The sequence below is a fragment of the Spirulina sp. LEGE 11439 genome (assembly GCF_059821285.1).
The window spans coordinates 294,510-321,176 of record NZ_JCAMRX010000001.1 but is presented as its reverse complement, the minus strand read 5'-3'; the positions used below and the strand labels follow the sequence as shown (position 1 = coordinate 321,176).

The 26,667-nt window shown below is 41.8% G+C and carries 24 protein-coding genes and 1 CRISPR repeat array; of the genes, 14 read left to right on the top strand and 10 right to left on the bottom strand.

Features of this window, described 5'->3' with window-relative positions; translation table 11 throughout:
* The 4 genes from lepB to AC6RV6_RS01225 form a co-directional block, all read left to right on the top strand.
* Positions 1-1,024, top strand: a 1,024-nt coding sequence (lepB, locus tag AC6RV6_RS01240) for a signal peptidase I (protein WP_500238277.1), incomplete at its 5' end; no start/stop codon positions are given.
* Between the two features lie 117 nt (positions 1,025-1,141).
* Positions 1,142-1,864, top strand: a complete 723-nt coding sequence (locus AC6RV6_RS01235; protein ID WP_500238275.1) for a pyridoxine 5'-phosphate synthase — start codon at positions 1,142-1,144, stop codon at positions 1,862-1,864.
* A gap of 69 nt (positions 1,865-1,933) precedes the next feature.
* Positions 1,934-2,263 (top strand): MgPME-cyclase complex family protein, encoded by a 330-nt coding sequence (locus tag AC6RV6_RS01230; RefSeq protein WP_500238273.1) that lies wholly within the window; start codon positions 1,934-1,936, stop codon positions 2,261-2,263.
* Positions 2,264-2,297: 34 nt separating this feature from the next.
* The gene (locus AC6RV6_RS01225; RefSeq protein WP_500238271.1) at positions 2,298-3,056 is read left to right on the top strand and encodes a hypothetical protein; all 759 of its coding nucleotides are present in this window, start codon (positions 2,298-2,300) and stop codon (positions 3,054-3,056) included.
* Between the two features lie 193 nt (positions 3,057-3,249).
* Here the strand turns inward: AC6RV6_RS01225 and lipP1 are convergent, their stop codons facing one another.
* Both lipP1 and AC6RV6_RS01215 read right to left on the bottom strand, forming a co-directional pair.
* Positions 3,250-4,185: a LipP1 family hormone-sensitive lipase gene (lipP1, locus tag AC6RV6_RS01220; RefSeq protein ID WP_500238269.1), complete on the bottom strand. Its 936-nt coding sequence runs from the start codon at positions 4,183-4,185 to the stop codon at positions 3,250-3,252.
* Between the two features lie 61 nt (positions 4,186-4,246).
* On the bottom strand, positions 4,247-4,948 hold the full coding sequence (locus tag AC6RV6_RS01215; RefSeq protein ID WP_500238267.1) for a response regulator transcription factor: 702 nt from the start codon (positions 4,946-4,948) through the stop codon (positions 4,247-4,249).
* Between the two features lie 120 nt (positions 4,949-5,068).
* Between AC6RV6_RS01215 and hisG the strand changes: the two genes are divergently transcribed.
* On the top strand, positions 5,069-5,707 hold the full coding sequence (gene hisG, locus AC6RV6_RS01210) for an ATP phosphoribosyltransferase (protein ID WP_500238265.1): 639 nt from the start codon (positions 5,069-5,071) through the stop codon (positions 5,705-5,707).
* Between the two features lie 154 nt (positions 5,708-5,861).
* Here the strand turns inward: hisG and hemF are convergent, their stop codons facing one another.
* Positions 5,862-6,884 carry an oxygen-dependent coproporphyrinogen oxidase gene (hemF, locus tag AC6RV6_RS01205; protein ID WP_500238262.1) on the bottom strand — a complete coding sequence of 341 codons (1,023 nt, stop codon included), beginning with the start codon at positions 6,882-6,884 and terminating at the stop codon, positions 5,862-5,864.
* A 253-nt stretch (positions 6,885-7,137) separates the two neighbouring features.
* Here hemF and acsF point away from each other — a divergent pair, with 253 nt between their 5' ends.
* Positions 7,138-8,193, top strand: a complete 1,056-nt coding sequence (gene acsF, locus AC6RV6_RS01200) for a magnesium-protoporphyrin IX monomethyl ester (oxidative) cyclase (protein WP_500238260.1) — start codon at positions 7,138-7,140, stop codon at positions 8,191-8,193.
* 133 nt (positions 8,194-8,326) lie between these two features.
* Positions 8,327-10,782: a CRISPR direct-repeat array (repeat unit 37 nt; unit sequence GTTTCAATCCCTCATAGGGATTAATGTTTATTGAAAC).
* Between the two features lie 312 nt (positions 10,783-11,094).
* Here acsF and hetL read toward each other — a convergent pair.
* Together hetL and AC6RV6_RS01190 are read right to left on the bottom strand one after the other, a co-directional pair.
* Positions 11,095-11,772 carry a heterocyst differentiation pentapeptide repeat protein HetL gene (gene hetL, locus AC6RV6_RS01195; protein ID WP_500238258.1) on the bottom strand — a complete coding sequence of 226 codons (678 nt, stop codon included), beginning with the start codon at positions 11,770-11,772 and terminating at the stop codon, positions 11,095-11,097.
* A gap of 43 nt (positions 11,773-11,815) precedes the next feature.
* Complete coding sequence (locus tag AC6RV6_RS01190) at positions 11,816-12,694, bottom strand: glycosyltransferase family 2 protein (protein WP_500238257.1); 879 nt, start codon at positions 12,692-12,694, stop codon at positions 11,816-11,818.
* Positions 12,695-12,985: 291 nt separating this feature from the next.
* Between AC6RV6_RS01190 and AC6RV6_RS01185 the strand changes: the two genes are divergently transcribed.
* The 4 genes from AC6RV6_RS01185 to AC6RV6_RS01170 all read left to right on the top strand — a co-directional run bounded on the left by AC6RV6_RS01185 (position 12,986) and on the right by AC6RV6_RS01170 (position 18,727).
* Positions 12,986-13,927 carry a hypothetical protein gene (locus AC6RV6_RS01185; RefSeq protein ID WP_500238253.1) on the top strand — a complete coding sequence of 314 codons (942 nt, stop codon included), beginning with the start codon at positions 12,986-12,988 and terminating at the stop codon, positions 13,925-13,927.
* An 86-nt stretch (positions 13,928-14,013) separates the two neighbouring features.
* A complete protein-coding gene (gene galE, locus AC6RV6_RS01180) occupies positions 14,014-15,009 on the top strand; it encodes a UDP-glucose 4-epimerase GalE (RefSeq protein ID WP_500238251.1) in 996 nt (331 codons plus the stop codon).
* Between the two features lie 444 nt (positions 15,010-15,453).
* Positions 15,454-16,002 carry a YHS domain-containing (seleno)protein gene (locus tag AC6RV6_RS01175; protein WP_500238250.1) on the top strand — a complete coding sequence of 183 codons (549 nt, stop codon included), beginning with the start codon at positions 15,454-15,456 and terminating at the stop codon, positions 16,000-16,002.
* 127 nt (positions 16,003-16,129) lie between these two features.
* Positions 16,130-18,727 (top strand): ATP-binding protein, encoded by a 2,598-nt coding sequence (locus AC6RV6_RS01170; RefSeq protein WP_500238248.1) that lies wholly within the window; start codon positions 16,130-16,132, stop codon positions 18,725-18,727.
* Between the two features lie 85 nt (positions 18,728-18,812).
* On the opposite strand, the gene AC6RV6_RS01165 is transcribed toward AC6RV6_RS01170, so the two are convergent.
* Both AC6RV6_RS01165 and tadA read right to left on the bottom strand, forming a co-directional pair.
* On the bottom strand, positions 18,813-19,562 hold the full coding sequence (locus tag AC6RV6_RS01165; protein ID WP_500238246.1) for a lysophospholipid acyltransferase family protein: 750 nt from the start codon (positions 19,560-19,562) through the stop codon (positions 18,813-18,815).
* Between the two features lie 128 nt (positions 19,563-19,690).
* Positions 19,691-20,170, bottom strand: a complete 480-nt coding sequence (tadA, locus tag AC6RV6_RS01160) for a tRNA adenosine(34) deaminase TadA (protein WP_500238244.1) — start codon at positions 20,168-20,170, stop codon at positions 19,691-19,693.
* 93 nt (positions 20,171-20,263) lie between these two features.
* Here tadA and glsA point away from each other — a divergent pair, with 93 nt between their 5' ends.
* Positions 20,264-21,304 (top strand): glutaminase A, encoded by a 1,041-nt coding sequence (gene glsA / locus AC6RV6_RS01155; protein ID WP_500238354.1) that lies wholly within the window; start codon positions 20,264-20,266, stop codon positions 21,302-21,304.
* Between the two features lie 50 nt (positions 21,305-21,354).
* On the opposite strand, the gene AC6RV6_RS01150 is transcribed toward glsA, so the two are convergent.
* Entirely contained in the window at positions 21,355-21,852 is a 498-nt protein-coding gene (locus tag AC6RV6_RS01150) for a MogA/MoaB family molybdenum cofactor biosynthesis protein (RefSeq protein ID WP_500238353.1), read from the bottom strand.
* A gap of 92 nt (positions 21,853-21,944) precedes the next feature.
* Positions 21,945-22,289: a photosystem II reaction center protein Psb28 gene (psb28, locus tag AC6RV6_RS01145; protein WP_500238241.1), complete on the bottom strand. Its 345-nt coding sequence runs from the start codon at positions 22,287-22,289 to the stop codon at positions 21,945-21,947.
* A gap of 100 nt (positions 22,290-22,389) precedes the next feature.
* On the opposite strand from psb28, the gene pyrE reads away from it, so the two are divergent.
* The 3 genes from pyrE to AC6RV6_RS01130 are packed head-to-tail and all read left to right on the top strand — an operon-like array spanning position 22,390 to position 25,551.
* Positions 22,390-22,959 (top strand): orotate phosphoribosyltransferase, encoded by a 570-nt coding sequence (pyrE, locus tag AC6RV6_RS01140; protein ID WP_500238240.1) that lies wholly within the window; start codon positions 22,390-22,392, stop codon positions 22,957-22,959.
* 38 nt (positions 22,960-22,997) lie between these two features.
* Complete coding sequence (gene ruvA, locus AC6RV6_RS01135; RefSeq protein ID WP_500238237.1) at positions 22,998-23,630, top strand: Holliday junction branch migration protein RuvA; 633 nt, start codon at positions 22,998-23,000, stop codon at positions 23,628-23,630.
* A 46-nt stretch (positions 23,631-23,676) separates the two neighbouring features.
* The gene (locus tag AC6RV6_RS01130) at positions 23,677-25,551 is read left to right on the top strand and encodes a methyl-accepting chemotaxis protein (protein WP_500238234.1); all 1,875 of its coding nucleotides are present in this window, start codon (positions 23,677-23,679) and stop codon (positions 25,549-25,551) included.
* A gap of 20 nt (positions 25,552-25,571) precedes the next feature.
* Here AC6RV6_RS01130 and AC6RV6_RS01125 read toward each other — a convergent pair whose 3' ends face one another.
* Entirely contained in the window at positions 25,572-26,606 is a 1,035-nt protein-coding gene (locus AC6RV6_RS01125) for a methyltransferase (protein WP_500238232.1), read from the bottom strand.
* Positions 26,607-26,667 lie beyond the last annotated feature (61 nt).

Genomic DNA, 26,667 nt, shown 5'->3' with positions numbered 1-26,667 from the left:
GCTGATTTTCGGGCTGATTTTCGGGCTGATTTTCGGGCTGATTTTCGGGCTGATTTTCGGGCTGATTGTCGGGCTGAAAGCCGAGTTAAAAGTCAGAACCAAACCCAATGAGGGCATCCGGGAAACTGCGATAAAAACCCTCATCACTATTGGTTTAGCGATGTCCCTTTCTCCATTAATTTTTATTGTTCCCACACGAGTAACAGGACAAGAAATTAATTGGCTGGAAGCAGTAATCCAAGGAGGAGGAATAGGGATTTTGCTCGGTTTTTCTGTGGGAGGAGGTGTTGCTTTAATTCAACATTTTGCCTTGCGTTGGGTTTTAATGCGTGAGGGCAGAATGCCGTGGAATTATGCCAAATTTCTCAACGAGGCCAGTAATGTTGGCATTTTAAAACGATCCGGTGGGAGCTATCGTTTCTATCACGATAAATTGCGGGAACATTTGGCACGAGAAAATAATATTGCTGACAAAAAAGCCTATCAACCAAAAGAACAATCTTTTACGAAAAATGCAACTATTTTATTGGTTGGGGTTGTATTGGCAATATGGCTTCCTGCCAGTATTACCACTATTTCCACGGATTCCACCGCAAAAACTTCTTTATATCCAATACTCCAAGCAAAAGATACGATATTGACCGATCGCATTACCTATCGTTTCCGGTCAATCCAACGCCATCACATTGTTATGTTTGTCACTTCAAAAGCATTAACAAAACAAGGATTTACAGAAAATCTGGCCTATATTCGCCGCATTATTGCCCTACCCGAGGAAACCCTCGAAATTCGTCACGGTCGTATCTTTCTCAACGATGAACCCTTAGACGATCGCGAGATTGCCATTCCCAAAGATTTCCAGCGATCGCGCATCACCCTCGGCATCGATGAATATTATGCGATCGGTAATAATCCCGATTATACTGACTTAGAAAAATTTGGTGCGATCGTCCCGCGCCAAGATATCCAAAGTCAAATCCTGCTGCGAATTTATCCTTTCGATCGCATAGGATTCATTCCCTAGCGATCGACAGATTAAAGCCCAGTAATTCCCCTGCTAAACGGGTTGTTCTTTCCTCTCCCCCATTGATAATTGATAATTGTTCATTGATAATTGATAATTGTTCATTAATAATTGATAATGCTGACTCTCGGGGTAAATATCGACCATACCGCAACCATCCGACAAGCCCGACGCACCGTAGAACCCGATCCCATTGCGGCGGCAGTTTTAGCAGAATTAGGGGGAGCCGATGGCATTACCGTACATTTGCGCGAAGATCGGCGACATATCCAAGATCGCGACGTGCGCGTGTTGCGAGAAACCGTGCGGACTCACCTCAATTTAGAAATGGCACCGACTGAAGAAATGGTGAGCATTGCTTTAGCGATTAAACCCGATTATGTCACCCTCGTTCCCGAAAAGCGGGAAGAAATTACCACAGAAGGGGGCTTAAATTTACTCGCCGATCGCGATCGCTACTCCCAAATTGTCGATCGCTTGCAAAATGCCGACATTCCCGTGAGTTGGTTTATCGATAGCGATCGCGCCCAAATTGAAGCCGCAGCGCAAACCCAAGCAAAATTTATCGAACTCCACACGGGACAGTATGCCGAAGCGAAAAAGGAAAGCGATCGCGAGAAAGAATTGAACATCCTAGCAGAGGGGTGCGAATATGCCCTCTCCCTCGGTTTGCGCGTCAATGCCGGTCACGGGTTAACCTATTGGAATGTTTATCCCGTCGGCCGCATTCCGGGCATGGAAGAACTCAATATCGGTCATACCATTATTAGCCGCGCCGTCCTTGTGGGCATGGAAAGAGCCGTCCGAGAAATGAAATTAGCGATGAGAGGCGAGTTTTAATTGAGCAAAAAGGGTCGTTAACGATCGATAATTGAAAATTGTCCAATAGCGATCGCAGGTAACACAATCATGCAAACCTATCACTACATCTTAGCCAGTCAGCGCTTTTTACTCGAGGAAGAACCTTTTGCAGAAGTGCTGGAGGAACGAGCGCGATACTATCAAGAACATAACAAAGAGATTGATTTTTGGCTCGTGAAGCAACCGGCTTTTGTGGAAGCCCCAGAATTAGCAGCCATAAAAGCCCAATGCCCTCAACCCTGCGTTGCGGTAATTTCTACCGATGCTCAATTTACAACTTGGCTCAAATTGCGTTTAGAATACGTCTTAAAAGGTGAATTTCAAGCACCTTCAGACACCATTCCCGATCCGCTTGCTTCTCTAGAAACAGCAGTTTGAACGGTTAACGAGCGATCGATCGTCAATTAAATTTATGACCCAGCAAAATTCTCTTGCGATCGCCTGCTTCGTCCTGCTAACAATAGTTGGGTTGGGAAGTCGCGATCGCGCCACTGCACAAGTCGCCCTTCCCACCTGTCAGCCTCCCCAGTCAGGGGAATTGCTCATCTTGGTATCAACACCAACCTCCGATGCGCGAGAATTACTCCGTCGCGGTCTACCGGAAAACATAGAAATAGAGATTTGTCAATACCGAGAGATTCTAACCAGTCGAATCGGCGGTTTTGAGGATGCCAATACGGCCAATCGTTGGGGACGCTATATCAACGATATTTTAAGGCTGCAACTCTCGATTGCCCGTCTTTCCAACGATCCTTCTGGAAATATTCCCCCAACTCTCCCCACTCGTCCAACTCCCATCCCTCCAACTCCTGCCCCAACTCCCATCCCTCCAACTCCTGCCCCAACTCCTATTCCTCCAACTCCTGCCCCAACTCCCATCCCTTCAACTCCTCTTACGTCTTCGTATAGTCCTCGTCCTTTAGGAGAAGGATATGCAGTAATCATCGATTATTTTAGTAATCCAGAAATTGCCACTCAAGTTCAACAACTACTCGGGCGAGATATTGGTTTAGTTTCCTATTTTTCTCGTCCTTATCTTCTGGCTGGACAAACCCAAGACCAACAACAAGCAACATTTTTATTACAACAGTTAAGCGATCGCGGTTTTGCCGCTCTCATTGTTAACAGTCGTCAAACCATTCTTCTTACTCCGAAAGTATCCAATCCTTAAAACAGCGATCAGTTCGAGAAATGATTTTAGCATAATTGCCAAGAATCCCTCTATCGAATCAAAGATTACGATAGGAGACGGCGCTTTTAAAGGACAGAAATAGTTCCGCCGACTTTACGTTCTCTATTTTCCCGATCTGAATGATTCTCATCGACTTAATTTAACTCAATCAATGTAGATATCCTGTTAATGATTAAGATTGAGAGAAAACTCTGCGTAAATCTATCGCAATTTCCGTTAAAACAACCTCAGAAAATTCCCATAAATTCGGAATACCGAGAAATCCATGAATCAAGCCAGAGCAGAATTGACGCACGACTTTAACGCCAGATTCTTCTAAGCGATCGCCATAGGCTTCTGCCTCCGATCGCAGGACATCGCATTCAGCAATAATAACTCTCGCAGGAGGTAAATTTTCAAGAGTTTCTGCTTGTAAGGGAGACGCATAAGGCTCTTTTCCGGCTGAGAAATGAGAAAGATAATGAGACCAACACCATTTCATTTCTGCGCGAGTTAATCCATATCCGTCATTAAATTCATCATAAGACGGTGTATCAAAAGCATAATTGATGACAGGATAGAGAAGAATTTGTTGCTGTAAATTGGGTAAACCGCGATCGCGTGCCATCAATGCCACCACTGTCGCTAAATTCCCCCCCGCACTATCTCCCGCTACAGCAATTCTCGTGCGATCGCCGCCCAAATCTTCCCCTTGCTGACTCACCCAAAGGGTCGCCGCATAAGCATCCTCGGCAGCAGTGGGAAATTTATGTTCCGGGGCAAGGCGATAACCAACAGAAACAACCAAGCATTCGGACTCTTTGGCCAAAAAAGAACAGAGGCGATCGAAATGTTCTAATTGTCCTAAAACCCAGCCTCCGCCGTGAAAAAACATTAAAATCGGTAAGGATTTTTGCTTGCTTTCGGGGGTATAAATGCGAAGGGAAAGAGGAGGATGAGGAGAAGGAAGACGGCGATCGCTTATCCTGACGCGATCGGGAACAAATCTGGGTTCAGCTTGTCGAAATGTATCCACGAGTGTTCTCGCTTCTTGAGGAGAAAGTTGGTCAAGGGTGGGAAGTTCGCGAATTTCTTCTAAAAATTGGGCAACTTGGGGATTAACAGGCATTTTTTCAGTTATCAGTTATCAGTTATCAGTTATCAGTTATCAGTGAGAAAACAGAATGAGTTTAGAGACCAAAGCGATAGCCTTTACCGTAAATGGTATGAATTAAGGGGCTTTCTCCTTTGACTTCGATTTTCCGCCGTAACAAGCGAACTAAGGCCGCTAAAACATTACTATTCGGTTGTTCTTCTCCTCGCCATAACGCTTGAAAGATTTGCTGATGGGTGAGTAATATTTCGGCATTTTGCATGAAATAGGATAACAGTTTTGCTTCTTTTTCCGAGAGGGAAATGACGCGATCGCTGCGATAAGCGGTTTGATTTCTCGGATCGAACTCCAGATCGGCAACCTTCAAATGAGCTTTCGCTGCAAGTTCTAGTTGTTGCGATCGCCGCAATAATGCTCGCACTCGCGCCAGTAATTCCCGCAATTCAAAAGGTTTGACGAGGTAATCATCGGCTCCGGCATCCAATCCCTGCACGCGATCGTCTATGGTATCTTTTGCGGTCAAAAACAGGACGGGAGGCGTTTGCGATCGCGATACGGTTCCAGCCACACTTTGCGAATGCAATTCCCGACAAATTTCTAAACCCGATTTTTGGGGCATCATCCAGTCTAAAATCAAAAGGTCATAATTATTCTCCATGGCCAATTGCATCCCGATAATGCCTTCATTGGCTGCGTCAACCTCGTAGCCTTCCAGTAGGAGAACTTGCCGTAAGGGTTCGGTTAATTCAATTTCGTCATCTACCAACAAAATTCGCATCGGATAATTGATAATTGATAATTGAGGTCGTTCGTGTTAGCGTTCCCGATAGGGAACAGGGATGCTGAAGGAAATTCAGCATATCCAATCGACCTGTTGATAATTGATAATTGATAATTGATGATTACTGTTGCACTCCCCAAAGGCGCTCTCTTAAAAGATAGCATTACTCGCTTTAAAGCGATCGGTTTGGATTTTAGCGCTTTTTTAGATTCTAGCCATCGCCAACTGCAAATCGAAGACCCGACGGGAAGGGCAAAAGCCTTGCTAGTTCGCGCCCAAGATGTTCCCGTCTATGTTGAATACGGTCAAGCACAACTCGGGATTGTCGGTTATGATGTGCTACGAGAAAAGAAGGCAGAAATCGCGAGTTTGGTGGATCTTAAATTCGGTCATTGTCGGATGTCTGTGGCCGTTCCCGCTAACACTTACAAACAACCTTTAGAACTTCCTCCTCACGGCCGTGTCGCTTCTAAGTTCGTTCGTTGTGCGCGAGAGTATTTTCATCAGTTAGATTTACCGGTAGAAATTATTCCGCTTTATGGTTCCGTGGAACTCGGACCAATTACGGGAATGTCGGAAGCGATCGTAGATCTGGTCTCTACCGGACGCACTCTCAAGGAAAATGGTTTGGTGGAAATTGCCGTTCTCTTTCACAGTACTGCTTGGTTGATTGCCCATCCCCTCAGTTATCGCCTCAATCCTCATAATTTATCGGATTGGGTCGAGAAACTTCGGGTCGGCAATGAGAAATTATAAGTAATAAACAATGAACAAGGTTGTTTCAATCAACCTCTTGATTTCCGATCGCATTCTTACCTGAAGTTCTTTGAATTTCTGACACAAACAACAAACCATCATTGCTTCCTGAATATTGCAGCAATGACAGTTTGTGGAATGGGTTAAGTTATCTTTAACTCTGCCAATTGACCCAATCTTGGGGCTTGAGGAAGGTTTCGTATAATTCTGCCTCGCGGGATTTGGGTTCGGGGGAATAACAATATTCCCAACGAGTTAAAGGAGGAAGAGACATGAGGATTGATTCCGTGCGACCGTTGGTTTGTAGTCCAAATACCGTTCCTCGGTCGTAAACGAGGTTAAACTCGACATAACGCCCTCGTCGGTACAATTGGAATTGACGCTCGCGATCGCTCCACTCGATACCCCGACGGCGTTCGGCAATGGGGACATAAGCTGGCAGGAAGGCACGTCCGCAACTTTGAATAAAGGCAAAGATATCCTCCCAATTACGAGAAACCGTCCCGACGCGATCGCTATATTTGGCGGCTTCACCATTGGGATCGGGTCCGCCGTACAGTTTACCGCGATAATCTTGGTAATCGAAGAATAATCCCCCAATACCTCGGGCTTCTTGGCGGTGTTTCAGATAAAAATATTCGTCGCACCACTTTTTAAAAGCAGGATAATATTCTGGATGATGAGCATCACAGGCAGCTTTGTGAGTTTGGTGAAAATGTACCGCGTCCTCAACAAAAGGATAGTAGGGGGTTAAATCCGCACCACCGCCAAACCACCAAACGGGTCCGGCTTCAAAATAGCGATAGTTTAAATGGACGGTCGGAATATAAGGACTGCGGGGATGCAGCACCATCGAGGTTCCTGTGGCAAAAAAGTCGTGTCCTGCCGCTTCGGGACGTTGAGTGAGAATGGCGGGAGGTAAAGAATCGCCCCAGACTTCTGAGAAATTCACGCCGCCTTGTTCAAAAACGTCCCCATCGCAAATCACGCGAGTGCGTCCGCCGCCGCCCCCGGGTCGTTGCCAATTATCTTCTTGAAATTTCGCTTTTCCGTCTAGTTCTTCCAATCCTTGGCAAATTTCGTCCTGTAGCTGTTGAACGAGCTTTTTCGCGCGATCGCGGGAATCTGTGGGAGGTAACAAGGCGGATTGGTTTTTGTCAATTGTGGCCGTACTCATAAATCTCTCGTACAAACTTGAAAAACTTTAATTACTTTATAGCGATAAAGCGCTAATTTGTCTGTCTTGTTAAAAAACTTTACATCAAGGAAATATAAAGGAAATATAAAAACAATCAATCGGTTTTTTAAGTCAATAATGCCTAAGATTGCGTCAATTCTTGGCAATGTAACAAATTATGTCAAGGGCGTGACAGGGAAAGGAAAACCCCATAATCTAATCATAACTATGAAGTGATTTTGGAGAAAATCCAATGGTTGCAACCGTTGCTCAGCCTGCCAAAAAACAGGCAATTAAGGAAAATCTACTGACTCCGCGCTTTTACACGACGGATTTTGATGCGATCGCCAATATGGATTTATCGGCGCAGGAAGACGAATTACGGGCAATGTTAGCCGAAATGAAAGCGGATTATAATGGTCGTCATTTCGTGCGGGATGAGGAATTTAAGCAATCTTGGGACGCGATCGATCCAACAACTCGCCACGCTTTTGTAGACTTTCTTGAACGGTCTTGCACGTCGGAGTTTTCTGGGTTTATTCTCTTTAAAGAAATCTCTCGTCGCATCAAAGATCGCCAACCACTTCTCTCAGAAATCTTTCATTTAATGGCACGAGATGAGGCACGCCATGCGGGATTTTTAAATAAAGCAATGGGGGATTTTAATATCACTTTGGATTTAGGGTTTTTAACCAAGAACAGAACCTATACATTTTTTAAACCCGAGTGGGTAATTTACGCGGTTTATCTCTCGGAAAAAATCGGTTATTGGCGTTATATTCTCATGTATCGTCATTTAGAAAAACATCCTGAATATCAGTATTATCCGCTTTTTCGCTTCTTTGAAAATTGGTGTCAGGATGAAAACCGCCACGGGGATATTTTTAATGCGTTGTTGCGATCGCAGATGTCGATGTGGAAGGGATGGAAAGCGAAACTCTGGTCAAAGTTTTTCCTGTTAACGGTGTTTGCGACCCATACCATTACCGTGCGGGAACGATCTGATTTTTATGATTCTGTGGGGATGGATGCGACAGAATACGATCGCGCCGTGACGCGTAAAACGAATGAAACTGCAGCGCGATCGTTTCCGGCAATTTTAGATACGGAACATCCTATCTTTTTCCCATTATTAGAACAATGTGCGGATTATAATGAGAAGCTAGCAGAAATTGGTAACACGAATACCTCAAAAATAATAAAATGGCTGCAACAATTGCCTTATAAAGTGGGGATTTTCGGTAATTTAGTCCGGCTTTATTTGCTTAAATCAATTGATGCAGAAGCATTACGAGGAACGGTGAAATAAAAAAAGAAAAGCGGACAAGATTTTGTCCGCTTTAAAGGTATTTTTTGTTTCTCTACAAAAATATTGAGTTTTTATTAATATTTCTAAGTGTTTATTAAAGCTCTTCTGGGTTGTTTAGGTGATTCGATTGCCTGTTTCAATCCCTCATAGGGATTAATGTTTATTGAAACCCGCGCACTTGGAAGCAAAAAGAGCTAGAGATATTGTTTCAATCCCTCATAGGGATTAATGTTTATTGAAACTCCTCTCGTCCCGGATGCAGATATGCACCCTGATATCCCCGTTTCAATCCCTCATAGGGATTAATGTTTATTGAAACTCTTTGAAAAAATTCGGTTCGGCAGAGGAATAAACGTTTCAATCCCTCATAGGGATTAATGTTTATTGAAACAGTTTGTCCTGATGAGTTGGCTGGCTTTCACACGTTTCAATCCCTCATAGGGATTAATGTTTATTGAAACTTGCCGAAGCGATCGCCAAGGTTCTCAATGAAGGAGGTTTCAATCCCTCATAGGGATTAATGTTTATTGAAACACACCTTTACTCTCGCTGATACCTCACTGGGAACCGTGTTTCAATCCCTCATAGGGATTAATGTTTATTGAAACCTCAACCAATCGAGAGCATCTTGAGAAATTTTTCGTTTCAATCCCTCATAGGGATTAATGTTTATTGAAACTCAAAAGTTTTTGACTGGTTCTTAAATAGTTACAGTAGTTTCAATCCCTCATAGGGATTAATGTTTATTGAAACCCGGCTGGTGCTTTTCCCCTACCAGCTTGATACATTTGTTTCAATCCCTCATAGGGATTAATGTTTATTGAAACGTAATTGAAACTTTTGCCAAAGCGCGAGACGATTTAATTGCAGGTTTCAATCCCTCATAGGGATTAATGTTTATTGAAACTTGAAACGGGATCTATTTTTTAGCGCAATTGAAGAGCAGTTTCAATCCCTCATAGGGATTAATGTTTATTGAAACCCTAGAGATCGCTTCATTAATCGTGCTTCTATTTGTTTCAATCCCTCATAGGGATTAATGTTTATTGAAACAGAATCCGGAACATGATACCCGAAAGAACAGCCACCTTGTTTCAATCCCTCATAGGGATTAATGTTTATTGAAACGCTCTAAGTTCCTGTAATGGCGCGTTTCCAGACTTTTGGTTTCAATCCCTCATAGGGATTAATGTTTATTGAAACATTTTATTTTGTTACCTCATAATAAAGATTAAGCAGGTTTCAATCCCTCATAGGGATTAATGTTTATTGAAACAGTATCGCCAAAAATCAGCAATGCAAAGAGATTTTGTTTCAATCCCTCATAGGGATTAATGTTTATTGAAACATAGTGTGTTTTCAGTGTGGAATAGTGTGTTTTCGGTTTCAATCCCTCATAGGGATTAATGTTTATTGAAACCTAGATAAAACGCAAACCGCCAACGGATACGAGTTGTTTCAATCCCTCATAGGGATTAATGTTTATTGAAACCTTTCCTGAATTTGCATCAATTCGGTCTGGCGCTGTTGCGAATTGTTTCAATCCCTCATAGGGATTAATGTTTATTGAAACTTCCCTTGCGATATTTCCCGATATTCCCTGTGCTAGTTTCAATCCCTCATAGGGATTAATGTTTATTGAAACATTGATTGGCTAGTTTATCCTTTCGAGGATAAACAGTTTCAATCCCTCATAGGGATTAATGTTTATTGAAACTTATCGCGGTTAATAATGCGAATGGTATCGCCGTCATAGTTTCAATCCCTCATAGGGATTAATGTTTATTGAAACCCACTCTTCGTAAGAGCAGGTTGTGAGGGATTGGTTTCAATCCCTCATAGGGATTAATGTTTATTGAAACAGCGTCGTTATTCGATATGGCGCGTGTTTTAACAGGTTTCAATCCCTCATAGGGATTAATGTTTATTGAAACATGCGAATTATAGCTCTCTAGGGAAATCCTCCACGAAAGTTTCAATCCCTCATAGGGATTAATGTTTATTGAAACCGTCGTTTGCGTCGTATTGCGTCGTATTGCGTCAAGTTTCAATCCCTCATAGGGATTAATGTTTATTGAAACTTGAGCGAGGATTCTCTCATCTTCCCAGAGCTACTCAAGTTTCAATCCCTCATAGGGATTAATGTTTATTGAAACGTGATTTTGAATCCCTTGAAAAATACAATATTAATTGTTTCAATCCCTCATAGGGATTAATGTTTATTGAAACTATTGTTTGTTTGCATCCTAGTTTTTTTGAATAGAGTTTCAATCCCTCATAGGGATTAATGTTTATTGAAACAATAGAGAATGCTAAAGTGAGTGATGTAATTCAAATGTTTCAATCCCTCATAGGGATTAATGTTTATTGAAACCCCATCATCTAATTGCTTACAAGTTTTATCTAGTGTTTCAATCCCTCATAGGGATTAATGTTTATTGAAACTTGTTCCCCGTCACCAGTTTTAGCTCGGAGGAAGTTTCAATCCCTCATAGGGATTAATGTTTATTGAAACCCTGTTGATAGGATAAATTTTGAGTTTTTTATATAATGTTTCAATCCCTCATAGGGATTAATGTTTATTGAAACTGCCCGGTGTTGAAACCCTTACTGTATTGAGTTTTCAAGGTTCAGTTCCGTATACCGAGACTCAATGTAGCATTTCAGCCATCGATCGCGCAAGACCCTCCAGAAAAAATTGCTGAAAACCCTTGCTCAATAAAGCATTCAGCGTTTCCGGATACCCCTTAACAGGCAAAAACGGAGTCAAACCCAGACCAGACCAGACTTTGACCTCTATTGGAATGAAAAGTCCAAAATGAGACCCCCCGGTATCCGGAAAAATTGCCAAGCACAGTTCACTTGTTCTGTTAAATAAAAAATATTATTGAATCTCAACATTTAATTCGTTAAGATTGCCCCTTCAAGGTTGGCATTTTCCAAAATTGCCCCAGTCAGATCGGCTTCCGTTAAATCAGCATTTTGTAATAATACCCCGCGCAAATCTGCATAGCTGAGATCGGCTTCCCGCAGATTTGCTTCTCTGAGATCTGTTGCTGCGGATTGCATTCCCCAACTTAAGTTAGCACGACAGAGTTTTGCTCCCGCTAAATTGGCTCGACGCAGAATTGTTCGGGAGAATTTGGCGTAACTTAAATCTGCTCCCTGTAAATTTGCCCCCTCGAGATCCGTTTGATGGTCGGAAATCGGACGAAAATCTGCTTCAATGAGAAGCGCATTTTGCAAATTTGCCTTACTTAAACTTGCCCCGCTTAAACTTGCTCTCACTAAATACGCTCCTTCGAGACGCGATCGCGTTAATTTTGCACTACTCAGATCCGCATCGCGAAATTTCGCCCCCGACAAATCTGCCTCGCTTAAATCCGTTCCCCAAAGCAAAGACTCGCTGAAATCTGCATTGCAAAAACGCGATCGCGAAAAATTGGTTTTCCCCAAACGTGCTTGACGAAAATCCCCCCCCGAAAAATCAGCCCCAGACAAATCTACTCCGAGCAATTCGATTTCTTGAAAATTGCGTTCTCCGGCAGCATAACGCCGTAAAATCTCCTCAACATTCATTGATTCTCAATTTAAAATCAAACTTGTATTTTACCGTTCTCAGTTACTTTTTCTGTTGGAATAAAGAATTCCACAACAGTCGCCGATAGGGAAGCAGCCAAAACACGAACCAGAATATCCCGCCATGTTGCTGCATTAAAATCTTCCATTCTGCAAAAGGATGCAACGTGACATCCTGTAAAGCTAACCCCTTCGGCTGTCCGATTTTCTGCAATCCTTCCTGTAATTCTGGGGTACTTTCTGGGGAAGGTTTGGGGTTGCGAGGACAAGTTCCTTGGTATCCCGGCGCGATCCAAATGTTACAGCCTGCTTGTTTTGCCCGCAAGCCGTAATCCCAGTCCCCGGCATAATGAGTTAAGCGAGGATCTAAATTCCCGATCGCTTTGACAACACTGCGAGGAATCAAAACAAAATTACCGCACATCGTATCGCACCGTAAGGGCATATCGGTAGGATAAACTGCCTGCATTTTAAACGGCGGATAAAACCAGCCTTTTTGCTTCATCCCTCCATAGGTAAACTCCTGCGTTTGCGGATCCTGTGTCGAAGCAGCCACGATCGCTTGCTCAAATCCTTTCTCTGCCAAATTTGCCATCGTATCGAGAAGCGATCGCAAGGCATCGGCATATAAAATCGTATCGTCATTGAGCCATAAATAGCCATCATAATCATGAGCGATCGCCTCCCCAAAAGCTAAGCGCATTCCCCCATTCCAAAATAAATTCCCCGTCCCTTGTATGACCTTAATCTCGGGATATACTGCTCTGACCGCTTCTGTCGTCCCATCAGTGCTACCATCATCCACCAAGTAAACATCGAGGGTAATTTTGGCTAACCCTTCTTGCTGAAAAAGAGCATCGAGACATTCTAGGGTTTTTGCCTTGCGATTGTAACAGGTCAATAAAGCGGCTAAGCGTTTCATGGGATTATTGGTGTAGAGAATGGGTTAGATTTAATTTACCGCTTTAGTCCCTACCGATCATGTTGGGGAAACCGCCTCAGAACAAGAAGCCACCCCGATCCGAGAAACTGGGCGGCGTTTACCCTCATAGGTGAGGCGGAATAGATTTTTGGTTCTCGATAAGATTGATTGTAAAATTGATAATGATCGACACGATCGCAAGAAGTACATTTTAATTTTGTAAAAATGCGATCGGGACTTCCCTAATCCATTTCAATTACGATTATCCATTACGATTACCCATTACCGATTATGCAAGACTTTGGCGTTATTATTGCTTGTTGCTTTCAAGATTATCTCTTAGCTAAAGGCGCTTGTGCTAGCGTTCGCCATTTTCTCGGCGATGTTCCCCTCTGTTTACTCGTCGATGGCACATTTTCTACCGAATCTTTAGAAAAGGCTTATGATGTCACCATTATTAACCATAAAACCATTAAAAATGATGTTTTACGAGAGCGGAGTTTCGGCTGGGGAACAACCCGTCTAATTGCTTTTTGGGAGAGTCCTTGGCAGCATTTTCTCATTCTCGATGCCGATACCAATATTTGGGGAAATGTTCTCAAATTTGCAGATTTTGAGAACTATGATGTCATTATGGACGAACCGAATTATAACTATCCTGATGAAGAAATTATCGAGTATTTCTTTGATATTGAAGGGATGGAAAAGCATTTCCCCGATTTTGATTGGCGATCGCACCGTACTCAATATTGCTGTCCGGGGGTTTATTTTGCCAGCCGCGATATTTTTTCCCTCGAAGAATATGTAGAAATTTTAGACTTTATCGATCGCTATCCTCATATTTTTAAATACGGAGACATGGGATTTTTGAATTTTATGCTCTGGCGGGCGGCAGATGCCGGTAAAATCCGTGTAGGAAACGCAGATTTTCAGATCCTCGCTCCTAACTACGACCAGAAGGACTTAGAAAAGCGTTTCTCGATGACAAAAACAGGCCCGATCGTGAAAGATAATGATGCAGCAATCCTCCATTGGTGCGGTTATAAACCTCTCATGTCAACGTCGAGAACTTATGCAGAACCCATGAAGTTCTCGCGACGAAAATGCGTAGAAGCCGAACGCAGTTTAACGGGAATGCCAGCAGATTTATGGTTACAATGGGAAGACTGGTATAGCACTTTTGTAAAATATAAAAATAAGGCGCGGAAAAAAATTGGGAAATTATTAGGTTAAATTTGATTTGATGCGATAAAAATGCCGAGGACTGTCCCCTCGGTATGAACTAAAACTAAAATAAACAATTCCTCTCTCAAAAAAACATGACGCAAAAGCAAACAATTCTCGTAACGGGAGGAGCCGGATATATTGGTTCTCATGCTGTTCTGGCTTTACAACAAGAAGGATATGAAGTGATTATTCTCGATAACCTCGTCTACGGACATCGAGAATTAGTGGAAACGGTTTTAAAAGTAAAATTGATCGTTGGAGATACTTGCGATCGCGAACTATTAGACCAACTTTTTGCAACGCATAATATTGCCGCCGTGATGCACTTTGCAGCTTATGCTTATGTGGGAGAATCTGTAACAGCACCGGATAAATACTATCATAATAATGTTGTTGGGACTTTAACACTCCTCGAAGCAATGTTAAAAGCAGGAGTGAATAAATTTGTCTTTTCTTCGACTTGTGCAGTGTATGGAGTCCCGCAACAGTTTCCTATTCCTGAAGATCATCCCAAAGCGCCTATTAATCCCTACGGACAGAGTAAATTAATGGTCGAACAAATGCTTGCAGATATCGATCGCGCTTACGATTTGCGATCGGTTCGCTTTCGTTATTTTAATGCTGCTGGAGCCGATCCTCAAGGTCGTTTAGGAGAAGATCACGACCCAGAAACTCATCTCATTCCTCTCACGTTATTGACTGCTTTAGGGAAACGAGAAGCTATTTATATGTTTGGAACAGATTATCCCACTCCTGATGGAACTTGCATCCGAGATTATATTCACATTAGTGATATTGCCAGCGCTCATGTTTTGGGGTTAAATTATCTTTTACAAGGTGGAAAAACCGAAGTTTTTAATTTAGGCAATGGGACGGGATTTTCAGTTAAAGAAGTCATTGAAACGGCTAAAAAAGTAACGGGAAAAGATTTTCCGGTTAAGATGCGCGATCGCCGCCCTGGAGACCCTCCAAAACTTGTCGGAACGAGCGAAAAAGCACGAAAAATCTTAGCATGGACTCCTCAATATACTGAGATTGAAGAAATTATCTCCCATGCTTGGCAATGGCATCAAAAACGACATTGTTAGAACAATGCACAGTTTGAACCAAAAACAGAAATCCTATTCAAACTCAATTTTTTATTAAGTTTTGTTAAGAATAGCTTCTCGTTTCTTCTGCAAAATATTTCAGATTTTTACGAGTTATAGTCTGTGCGATCGTCGATCTGACTTGATTTTAAGGGATTTTTGATACAGTTCGATTGAGACTTCATCTATTCTAGATCTACTGAGTGGGGAATTAAGAGCATCACAAGCCGGATTTGATATGATAGGAATAAACAATAGAAAAATGACCATCGCTCATTCTCTTTGCTGATACTTACTATCATTTGTATAAAAAATACAAATTTTAAATAAAGTGCATTGCAAATCTACTTAAAGTGAGAAGGCAAGGGTTGGGTCGGCATATTTTAGAGATTTATATCCGATCGTTAGAACATTTGGTTAACTTACAACAAAATGGAGATTTTCATGCGACCGAGAATATTACTTGTTTTAGCACTCAGTGCTTCTATTTTCGCGTTTGTAGGTTGTTCTTCTAATTCTAATAATAAAGAAAACACACCTACAGCCACGACATCTCAAAGCGATACGGCTAAAGACACGCTTCGCGATCGCCAACAAGATTTTAGCTTAAATCTAGATGAACGAGGACGCGCTTTGAAAGGTTACGATCCCGTGGCATACTTTAGTGAAGGCGAACCGGTAGAAGGGACAGACGAATTTAGTTTTGATTGGGATAATGCAACCTGGTATTTTGCCAGTGCTGAAAATCGCGATAAGTTTGCCGCAAATCCTGAAAAATTTGCACCAGCAAATGGTGGTTATTGTACTTTTGGCATCGTTTTGGGTAAAAAATTTGATGGCGATCCGAGTGTGTGGTCATTGCATGAAAACAAACTTTATGTTTTTCTGAATGAAGAAGTGAAAACTAAATTCTTTCAAGATCCAATTGGCAATCTCAAGAAAGTTAGTGAAACTTGGCCGGATATTGCCAGTAAATCCCCAGCAGAATTATAAATTAAATTTTGCTCGTATTTTCCTTCTAATTTCTGTAAAAAATACCTTGCTATCCGATTGATTTGTAGTTGGATGGCAAGATATTTATTGAAAACAAAAAACGTTAAACTTATTAATGCGATCGTAGATGAAAAAACAGAAACATACTATTTTACATCAATTTTCTTTAGTTGCGGGTGTTGCCTTATTTTTGATTATCGCTTTAGCTTTTTTGAATTTTCGCGATCGCTCCAAAACCGATACTATTTTAAAACAACAATCAAAATATTTAGGACACAAAAAGCAAGTTGAAAATATTCAATTAGAAATGACCTTAGCAAGATTAGATGAGTCGCAGATGATTAACTCGAGAAATCTTAAATTTTTTCAGAGTTTTCAGCAACGAATCAATTCTATTTTAATTTTATCTCAAGCATTAAAAGAAAATTGTCAGGATGAAAAAGAAATTCTAGAAATCATTAACAATACAACAAAAATTTTAGATAAATATCAAAATTCCGTTAATCATATTTCTAAAATTCAAACAAAAATGGGCTTAATGGAGAAGGAAGGGATTTTATGGGCAATACAAGAAGTAAAAGAAAAAGTTCAATCTAATTTAGAACTCGCTAACCGCGAAGAGATAATCATTGAATTTATTCAAATGCAGTTGGATGAAAAAGATTTTAGTAATTCTTTAGATATGAGGATTGCTGATGGGTTAATTGCCAGAACAGAAAAACTCAATCATAAAATTAAAGAGGGAAATATTTCAGCAGATTTAAAAATCATTTTACAACAAGACCTCGATCGCTATCGAAAACTGGTATCTCAACTGACAGCCAATACATTAGAGTTAGAATTAGTCATGGCTGAAAGTACCTTGCAGTACGATCGCATTGCTCCCGAATTAGTTAAAACCCATGCGGCAATCGATTTACTCTTAAGCAATACCGCAGAAACATTACGACGACAAAGGCGGATTTCGCTTTATCAAACGCTAATTGTTTTTAGTAGTGCTTTAATTATTCTGATTATTTTTATGTTTTTGCAAATTCGCAATGCACGGGAATTAGTCTCTCGTTTGCAGCAATTAACGCAAGGAATGCAGGAAATCGCCACAGGAAATTTTGCAAAAGCCAGAGATTTACCGCAAGGAGATGACGAAATTGGTATACTCACCGAAACTTTTTCGCTGATGTCTTCGCAAATTCAATCTCACATGGAAACGATCGAACGAGAACGAGAAAAAGCAGAAGTTGCCAACCGTGCAAAATCCCAATTTTTAGCCAGTATGAGTCATGAATTACGAACCCCTCTCAATGCAATTTTAGGATTTACCCAATTAATGAACCGAGATACTGCTCTCGATCGCCACCATCAAGACAATTTAGATATCGTGCTACAGAGTGGCGAACATTTGCTTTCGCTCATTAATGATGTTTTAGATATGTCAAAAATAGAAGCGGGACGCATGATATTAAATGAGCAGAGTTTTAATTTATACCGCTTGCTCGATACGATTGAAAATATGTTACATCTGAAAGTAAATGCTAAAAATATTCAGTTACTTTTTGAGCGGAGTCCCGATCTGCCTCAATATATCAAAACCGATGCAGGAAAATTACGTCAAGTCTTGATTAATTTATTAGGAAATGCGATTAAATTTACCCACCAAGGTAAAATCGTATTGCGAGTCAATCAAGTAGCAGAAAATAATCCAACAACGAATAGGCAACAACGAATTAATTTTGAGATTGAAGATACGGGTCCTGGAATTGCACCCGAAGAAATCGATCGCTTATTTGATGCCTTCGTGCAAACGGAAACGGGACGAAACTCCGGACAAGGGACGGGGTTGGGGCTACCGATCTCGCAAAAATTTGTCGGTTTGATGGGAGGAGAAATTACAGCGAGGAGTATTGTTGGAGAAGGGACTATCTTTAAATTTGATATTTGCGTCGAACAAGTAGAATTAGCAGAAATTGACCCTGAAATTGAGACGAGACGGGCGATCGCCTTGCAACCTAACCAACCGAATTACCGGATCGCGATCGTTGAAGATAAATTTGAAAATCGTTTATTATTAAACGAGTTTCTTGTTTCTGTTGGCTTTGACGTTCGAGAAGCAAAGAACGGGAAAGAAGCGATCGCACTCTGGGAAAGCTGGCAGCCTCATCTCATTTGGATGGACATGCAAATGCCAGAAATGGATGGTTATGAAGCAACTCGCTATATTCGCAATATTGAAGGAAAGAGAAGAGCGGAAAAAAAGCAAGCTAAATTGGTACAGCCTATTATTATTGCACTAACAGCTAGCGTACTGGAAGAAGAAAGGGCTGCTGTATTTGAGGCAGGCTGCAATGATTTTGTGAGTAAGCCTTTCAAAGAAGCCGTGATTTTTGATAAAATGGAAAAGTATTTAGGAGTATGTTATATCTATGACGAACTCAAATATCCTTCTGTTAGATCCAACGACAAATCGACGGATCTTCAAGATTTGAGTGCAGCACTTGAGGTTGTTGCAATTGATTGGGTTTTATCTCTGTATCAATTTTGTATTGAAGCTGATGCCGATCGCGTCAGAGAACACATTGAGAAAATTCGCGATCGCTATCCGGTACTTGCCGATTCCTTAACTCATTTGGTTGATAATTTTCAGTTTGAACAACTCATTCAAGTCATGCAACCAATCTTAAGCACGCATTCTCTTCCTTACAAGCAACTCTCAGAAATTGGTTATTAGTTATTAGTTATTAGTTATTAGTTATTAGTTATTAGTTATTAGTTATTAGTTATTAGTTATCGGTTTAACAAACAACAAATAACAATTAACAAACAACATATTCTTGTATCTCTTCTCGTTCGTGTAAATCTCTCAAGGTATTTTCTAAATCAGCAGTTAGTTTTTGGGAGGTTTTTTTAGTGGCTTTTCCTGTCCTGTAGCGAGAAACGGCGATCGCTTCACCGATATCCACTCGGACATCACATCCCCAACGTGGATAAAGTTGGGAGTAGTGAATGCTAATGGGAACAATTTTAACAGTTTCTTCGGTGAGTTTTGCCTGTGCTTGGAGGGCGATCGCAGCCAAACCTCGTTTTAAGGATTCGACAAAACGTTGATGATAAATATTACCTTCGGGAAAAATAGCCAGCATTTCCCCTTGGCACAAGAGATCGATACTGTGATACAAACTATCCGAACTCGGGCGTTGAGGGTTGACGGCAAATCCTCCCAAGCGGCGAATGAACCATCCTTGCACCTTACGATTCATTTCATTGCTCGACACCATAAAGCGCACATCTCTTCCCGTCGCCAGTCTGCCCGCAGCATAGGCTACAATCAGCGCATCCCAACGCGATCGATGAGTGGGTGCGAGAATTACGGGGCCATCAAGGGGAATGTTGTCGCGTCCGTTGACTTCAACACGATTAAAGTAAAAAGGCAGCAGGCCGTAACGTCCGAAGAAATAGGCACAACGCGCGAGCCAAGGCGAGATTTTTGAGGGAGCGATCGAGGTCATGGAACGAGAATTTTGCGAGAGTCTCGATTTAGGGCGATGGGAACAAACTAAAGTCATTGTAGGATAAGAACAAAATTAACTTTCTAGTTTTACTGTAAAGGGAAAACCTGCATAAATTTGTCTAAACGGGACAGTCAATTGAGTGTCTGTTGGCAAAATTGAAGATCGAGGATAAATTTTCTCTCTTATCTCCGACGGCTGAACCAATGTTGTAATATTTCTCGACAAGGGGTTTCTAGGACTCCGGCAATGACGGGTAAGGCATGATTGGAACAGGGACTATCAGGAAGATTGAATACTGTGCGGATCGTGCCGGTTTTGGGATCGTCTGCTCCATAAACCAAAAGACCTAATCTTGCTTGCATAATCGCTCCGGTACACATAGGACAAGGTTCGAGGGTAACATAAAGCGTACAGTCTTCAAGGTGCCAGTTTTGTAGGACTCCAGCCGCTTGACGCAGGGCTAAAATTTCGGCATGGGCCGTGGGATCGCGATCGCGTTCCTTACGGTTGGCGACGGCGGCGATCGCCTTTCCTTGGCCATTGACCACCACGGCCCCTACAGGAACATCCCCCGCGTCTCCGGCTTCTTTGGCCAGTTCTAACGCATGGCTCATCCACTGGGTATGGATGCGATAATTTTTTTCATTGAACTCTAAAGGCATGAGGATTTTGATGTTCTTCCGGACGCTCTACGCCGGGTTTGAAAAAAGTATATCGATAACCCCGCATCCCCGAGTTGAGGATTTGAAACTATGATGCTCGATGCCAATCTACCATCTCTCGATCCGATTAAACCTGTTGTTACCGCCCCACCAACCTCTCCTTTTCAATCCTATCTCAGCAGTCTCCACAAGAAATATATCGATCTGGATGAAGGGACGATCCCCGATCGCATTCCGGAATTGGCCGCCGCAAAAAAAGAATGGTTCGGGATCGCGGTGGTGACGACGGGAGGAAGAATCTTTGAGGTGGGAAATAGCGATCGCCTCTTCACCCTACAATCTATTTCTAAGGCTTTGGTTTATGGGATGGCTTTGGAAGATTGCGATCGCGAAACCGTTCGCAGTAAGGTGAATATTAAATCCGCAGGAGAGTCGGAAAATGCGGTGGCGTTAGACGAACATAGCAAACTGCCCTACAATCCGATGGTCAATGCAGGCGCGATCGCCGTGACGGATCTGATTAAGGGTAATAGCACGACGGATCGCCTCAATCGCATTTTAAAGAAGTTTAATCTTTATACTGGGCGGGATGTGAATATTAGTTTTCCCATCTTTCTCTCGGAAAAAGCAGCCGGACATCGCCATCGCGCCCTCGCTCACCTTTTACTCGATGTCGGCGCGATCGGCGATCGCATTGAGGAAACTTTAGATCTCTATTTTCAGCACACTTCGATTCTGGTTAATGCTAAAGATTTAGCGGTTATTGGGGCGACTTTGGCGAATGGGGGAATTAATCCCATTACGAAAGAACGCGCGATCGACGAGCGTTATGTCCGGGATGTAATGAGCATGATGATTGCTTGCGGGTTAGATGATTATTCGGGGGAATGGGCTTATGAGGTTGGTATTCCGGCTAAAAGTGGGGTCGGGGGGGGAATTTTGGCGGCGGTTCCGAGTAAATTGGGAATTGGTGTTTTTTCTCCTCTTCTCGATCCAACGGGAAATAGCATTCGCGGTATTGAAGTCTGCAAGGAACTCTCGCGTAAATTTGGCTTGCATCTTTTTGATACAGTCAAAGCTGATAAAGATATGAAGGAATGGCTCGAGAGTAATGGCTCGGTTGATGGCTGGTGATTGCAATGAACAACGAAAAGGAATGCGATCGCTTTCTTTAATACAACGGCCTAGCCCTGAATCTGCGTAACGAGGTGAATCAGTTCGGGTAAAATGAGCGCGTTCATGGCTAACTTGACAGCATTACTGGATCCCGGCAAAGAAAAAATTAACCGTTGGTGATAAATGCCTGCAACGGCACGAGAGGCGATCGCTCTCGAGCCGATTTCTTGATAGCTTAAATAACGGAATATTTCTCCAAAACCGGGTAAAGTTTTCTCAAGGATACCCGCTAGCGCGTCGTAAGTGGTATCTCTGGGAGCAATTCCCGTTCCCCCATTAACAATCAGCGCTTCGATTTCGGCGCGATCGCAGAACTCCCGGACTTGTTCGAGAATTTGTTCGGGTTCGTCCTTCACAATCGCATAGGCTTCGACGTGATGGCCTTGTGCGTGTAGTAATTCTTGGATAAACTGGCCGCTGCGATCGCTTTGGTGAGTGCGGGTATCGCTTACAGTAATAACCGCACAGCCAACAGAACGCAATTGGCGATCGGGATGGGGAGACATTTTCTGAATGAGGGGCAATAAAGGAATAATGGTCAAAGAAGGAAAGAGTGAGGATAAAAGATATGAAATTCTCCTCTATCTTCCCTCTCTCCCTACTTCTGGCTACTTGTAAATCCCAGTCCATTTTCCTTAGCATAGCGTTCCATGAACCGCATAAAACGATCCCATTCTGCAGATGATTCCATGATTAACACCGCTTCCACTCCAGAGGCTTTCCCATTAATAAATTTAGCTTTAACTTCTCGCGTGACGATCTCCCCTTCTTCATCGACAAGATAACATCCTGTAATATCTTCGTTATAGTCTGGAGCAAGAATTTTGGGATTCTCAAAAAAAAATGTTGCCGTCCCACTATCTCCACTCTTGCCTCGCGTTACGCGCACATCGGGTACATCTTCTTCAACAATGCCTCGGGAAAATTGAATTTGAGCAGTCATTCCGGTTTGTCCTTAACATTTCGTAATTTTTCTTTAATGAAGTATAGCCCATTACGCTCCTCTTGCTCAATAACTAATGACCCATTATTCAATTAAACAAATGAACGCCAATCTTGAAGTCCTGCACAAAACCTTACTTGAATTACTGGTAAAATATGCTTATAAAGAGGGGGATTTTGTTCTCTCTTCCGGACAGCGCAGTAGTTATTACATTAATTGCAAACAAGTGAGCTTAAGAGCAGAAGGAGCCTTAGCGATCGGAAGACTTATCCTGTCCCAACTTCCAGAAGACACGCAAGCCGTGGCAGGATTAACCTTGGGTGCAGATCCCCTCGTAACTGCCGTTAGTGTCATCTCTGCATTAGAAAATGAACCCATTCCCGCTCTCATTATCCGCAAAGAAGCCAAAGGACACGGTACCAAGGCCTACATTGAAGGTCCGAATTTGACAACGGGTGCAAAAATTGTGGTTTTAGAGGATGTTGTCACCACAGGAAAATCAGCGATGTTAGCGGTGCAACGCTTGCGAGATGCAGGCTATATTGTGGAATGGGTTATCGCCTTAGTCGATCGCGAACAAGGAGGAGGGGAATTATACAAGTCAGCAGGATTAAAATTTAGCGCTCTTTTCTCCATTGAAGACCTAAAAAATAATTATGGTAAGTCATGAAAAAATAACTAACAACAAATAACCAATAACAAAATTTAATGATTAGTTATCTCAAAGGACAAGCGATCGCAGTCAGCAAAACTCTCAACAATCGCGTTATTTTAATTGTCGAAACTAACGGAATTGGCTATGAAATCCAAATTCCTTCCCGTTTGTCGCGACAACTTCCCATTGGGACGGAAGAGATGATGCAAGTTTTTACCCATCAACAAGTTCGGGAAGATAATCTCATTTTATATGGGTTTACTTCTGCCGCCGAACGAGATTTATTTCGTCAATTAATTGGAGTCAGTGGGATTGGCGCACAATTGGCGATCGCATTAATCGATACCCTTGGATTAACGGATCTGGTGCAGGCAATTGTGACAGAAAATGTTCGGACTTTGGCGAAAACGCCAGGTGTTGGCAAAAAAACGGCCGAACGCATTGCTTTAGAATTAAAAACAAAATTAGCACAATGGCGACAAGCGGCAGGAATTTCTCTTTCGCCATCCTCTGTCGGTCCTTCCGCAGAAATTCAAGAAGATGTCGAAATGACTCTCCTTGCATTAGGATATGAAAATGAGGAAATTCAACAAGCGTTATCTGTTTTGAGTGCAGACGCGCAATTGTTGAAAAATCCTGCTCCCGAGGAATGGATTCGGAGTGCGATCGCATGGTTGAGCCAATAAAATTTTCTCGTTCTAGAGAAATTTACCCATTTTTAATAGAGTCCCAATGCTGAATAAAATTGTCGTGACGTTGAAACAACAATTATTAGTTTTATTGATAGGCAGCACATCGATTCCTGTCTTAATTGTAGGACTTTATGGGCTATACTCTTCAACAACTGCTTTGTCAAAAGTAATTACAACAGAAGAACAAAATCGAGTTGCTGAACGCCGAGAAAAACTGGAAACTTTTTTAGAAGGAATTCGCGGTGATGTTTTATTTTTAAGTAAAGTTCCTCCCGTTCAGGGCATCATTCGTGCTGAAAATAATGCAGGAATTGATACCGAAAATACTTCAACATTAGAACAATGGGAAGATCGCCTCAATAATATTTTTTCTTCCAAACTAGAATCAAAACCCTACTATTTGAGTTTTCGGTATATTAATGAGAATGGAAATGAGCTAGTTCGGGTTGATTCAGAGGATAACAAAATTAAGATAATTCCGCAATCGCAATTACAAAATAAAGCAGATCGTCCCTATTTTCGGGATACCATAAAATTATCCGAACGAGATATTTATGCCAGTCCTGTTAATCTCAATCAAGAACGCGGCGTTATTGAATATCCTTACAAATTAGTGATTCGCTATGCGACCCCAATTTTCGATTCAGTGGGAAATCGTCAAGGATTAATTATTGCTAATATCTCGGCAAAACGTTTAATCGATTTTATTAAGAATGAAATTCGCGAAGAGAATACAGAAGTCCTCATCCTCAATCAAGATGGCTACTATATCTATCATCCTAATTCTAATAAAGAATGGGGTTTTGATGTAGATAATGATGATAACATTACTCAAGATTATCCTGAAGCAATTTCCAGCCAAATTTTAAATCGCGATCGCGGTTATCTCGATCGCGGAACGAAAAAATTAATTAGTTTTGATACGGTGATCCTCAATGAAGAAACGGGAGCCGCGTTAAAAATTATTTATCTCATTCCTAAAGCCATTGTTTTTCAATCCATTACTCATTATCGATGGTTTGCGAGTTTTGTGATTCTAATCTCTCTGGCGATCGCTTTATTAATTGGGGTTCGTAAAATTCAGGAATTAAGTGATTTTGTCAAACAGTTGAGCGATCGCGTTGTCATTGCCTGCCAAGAAATTGTGAACACAATGGTTAAACAAGAAAGAATCGTAACGGATCAATCAACTTCTACAAATCAAACCAAAACAATTATGGACGATTTGGGGATATTTTCACGTCAGTCAGAAGAACAAGCAAAATCCTCTGTTTTTTCAGCGCAAAGAGCGTTAGATATGACAGAAAGTGGCAATCATTCCGTTGAAGAAAATATTGTTACCATGTCTGAATTACGAGACAAAGTCAATGCGATCGCCCAACAAATTACAACTTTAAATCAACAAACCAATGAAATTGGCAAAATTTCGCAATTAGTATCTGAGATTGCTAATCAAACCAATCTTTTAGCATTAAATGCTTCTGTAGAAGCAGTTCATGCAGGAGAGTATGGCAAAGGTTTTTCTGTCGTTGCAGTGGAAATCCGCAAATTAGCCGACCAAAGTAAAGAATCTGCCGATCGCATTAATACGATTGTGATTAATATTAACAAGGAAATCAATTTAGCAGTTCGAGCAGTGAAAGAAGGCGATCGCACGGTAGAAGAAGGAGTAAAAATTGCGCGATCGACGGATATGGCTTTTAGTGAAGTAAAAAATGCCGTTAATGATGTCGTGTTAAACAATCAACAAATTGCCATGAATGTGCAACAACAAGTCGAAGCCATTCAAATCGCGATCGATGCGGTTGATGCGATCGATCGCGGGGTCCGAGAAACTGCAACAGGAGCCACTCAAACTCGACAGGAAACCGAGAAATTGAATCAAACGGCGATCGATCTCAAACAAATTGTTTAGTATGAGCGTGCAAATTATTTTTAGGGTTTTCTAGCACTAACCAGTGAATAATAACCGTAAGTTTGAACGATGAATATATCGACAAACCCAGCCTCTTGTAAAATTTGCTTGAGTTCTGCTGCACTATATTGCTTACCTTCAGTAACCCAAAAGAGACATATTGAAAATGAAGTTGCAATGAGAGGATTGTCTTTCGTATCCGCTAAGAGTATTTCATGTAGATAAATTCGACCTCCACTGGGTAAAGCTGCAAAACTTTGCTTAGCTAAGTGTAAGCATTTTTCCCATCCCCAGTCATGAAAAATATTACTCAATAAAACTGCATCATAACCCAAAGGAAAAGGTTCTTGGAAAAAATCTCCTATATATGTATCAATTCGGTCAGAAAGTCCAGCTTCTGTAATATACTCTTGGGCTATTTTGCATACTGTTGGTAATTCTAAAATAGTGCAGTGAATTTGAGAATAACGTCGAGCTAAAGCCAAACAAAACGCACCGGATCCTCCTCCAACATCAAGAAGACGTTGGACATCAGAAAAGTCAACTTTCCCAACAGCACCGATCGCCGGAGAAATGGTTTGACTGTGCATGTGTCCAGTAAAGGCTTTAGCTTGTTCTTTATCAATATCATGAGTTTCCCACACATCCTGTCGATCGTAAATGCTGGCGCGATCGTTCCGAAAAGCCTCTAAAAGAGAAGCATGAGAGAGAGGGTTATCTCGGATAAAATGAAGTATGCCTCCCCAATAGTAGGGGCTATGAGGGAGTAAAAAAGTTTGCGATACTGGAGTCAGATGGAATTTGCCATTAAGCTGCACGAGATAACCGAGTGATGTCAGGATTCCCAGAAGTCCTTCGGTAGCACGAGAGCCTAAAGATAAGTTTTCTTGTACCTCTCGTGCGGTTGCAGGTGCTTCATCTAATAGAGGAAAAATCCCGAGTTCGTCTGCAACAGTTAGTGAAGGAAAATGGAACATTGATAGCCATGTATCCCAAAGCAGTTTATCATCACAAGTTAATACATCTTGTTCTGGTTTTTGACCTAAGATAGACATCAAATTTCTTCCTCCTAAAAAGTAAGTATTCTGATAGAGTTAGCACTCGCTATCGCGAGAG

Coding starts and splice junctions, on each gene's coding strand:
- tadA (WP_500238244.1), bottom strand. CDS start 20,170: ATGCCTTTAGAGTTCAATGAAAAAAATTATCGCATCCATACCCAGTGG.
- AC6RV6_RS01150 (WP_500238353.1), bottom strand. CDS start 21,852: ATGTCTCCCCATCCCGATCGCCAATTGCGTTCTGTTGGCTGTGCGGTT.
- AC6RV6_RS01130 (WP_500238234.1), top strand. CDS start 23,677: ATGCTGAATAAAATTGTCGTGACGTTGAAACAACAATTATTAGTTTTA.
- AC6RV6_RS01175 (WP_500238250.1), top strand. CDS start 15,454: ATGCGACCGAGAATATTACTTGTTTTAGCACTCAGTGCTTCTATTTTC.
- psb28 (WP_500238241.1), bottom strand. CDS start 22,289: ATGACTGCTCAAATTCAATTTTCCCGAGGCATTGTTGAAGAAGATGTA.
- AC6RV6_RS01190 (WP_500238257.1), bottom strand. CDS start 12,694: ATGAAACGCTTAGCCGCTTTATTGACCTGTTACAATCGCAAGGCAAAA.
- AC6RV6_RS01170 (WP_500238248.1), top strand. CDS start 16,130: ATGAAAAAACAGAAACATACTATTTTACATCAATTTTCTTTAGTTGCG.
- AC6RV6_RS01230 (WP_500238273.1), top strand. CDS start 1,934: ATGCAAACCTATCACTACATCTTAGCCAGTCAGCGCTTTTTACTCGAG.
- pyrE (WP_500238240.1), top strand. CDS start 22,390: ATGAACGCCAATCTTGAAGTCCTGCACAAAACCTTACTTGAATTACTG.
- AC6RV6_RS01235 (WP_500238275.1), top strand. CDS start 1,142: ATGCTGACTCTCGGGGTAAATATCGACCATACCGCAACCATCCGACAA.
- glsA (WP_500238354.1), top strand. CDS start 20,264: ATGCTCGATGCCAATCTACCATCTCTCGATCCGATTAAACCTGTTGTT.
- AC6RV6_RS01215 (WP_500238267.1), bottom strand. CDS start 4,948: ATGCGAATTTTGTTGGTAGATGACGAAATTGAATTAACCGAACCCTTA.
- hisG (WP_500238265.1), top strand. CDS start 5,069: ATGATTACTGTTGCACTCCCCAAAGGCGCTCTCTTAAAAGATAGCATT.
- acsF (WP_500238260.1), top strand. CDS start 7,138: ATGGTTGCAACCGTTGCTCAGCCTGCCAAAAAACAGGCAATTAAGGAA.
- AC6RV6_RS01165 (WP_500238246.1), bottom strand. CDS start 19,562: ATGACTTTAGTTTGTTCCCATCGCCCTAAATCGAGACTCTCGCAAAAT.
- ruvA (WP_500238237.1), top strand. CDS start 22,998: ATGATTAGTTATCTCAAAGGACAAGCGATCGCAGTCAGCAAAACTCTC.
- AC6RV6_RS01185 (WP_500238253.1), top strand. CDS start 12,986: ATGCAAGACTTTGGCGTTATTATTGCTTGTTGCTTTCAAGATTATCTC.
- hemF (WP_500238262.1), bottom strand. CDS start 6,884: ATGAGTACGGCCACAATTGACAAAAACCAATCCGCCTTGTTACCTCCC.
- AC6RV6_RS01125 (WP_500238232.1), bottom strand. CDS start 26,606: ATGTCTATCTTAGGTCAAAAACCAGAACAAGATGTATTAACTTGTGAT.
- hetL (WP_500238258.1), bottom strand. CDS start 11,772: ATGAATGTTGAGGAGATTTTACGGCGTTATGCTGCCGGAGAACGCAAT.
- AC6RV6_RS01225 (WP_500238271.1), top strand. CDS start 2,298: ATGACCCAGCAAAATTCTCTTGCGATCGCCTGCTTCGTCCTGCTAACA.
- lipP1 (WP_500238269.1), bottom strand. CDS start 4,185: ATGCCTGTTAATCCCCAAGTTGCCCAATTTTTAGAAGAAATTCGCGAA.
- galE (WP_500238251.1), top strand. CDS start 14,014: ATGACGCAAAAGCAAACAATTCTCGTAACGGGAGGAGCCGGATATATT.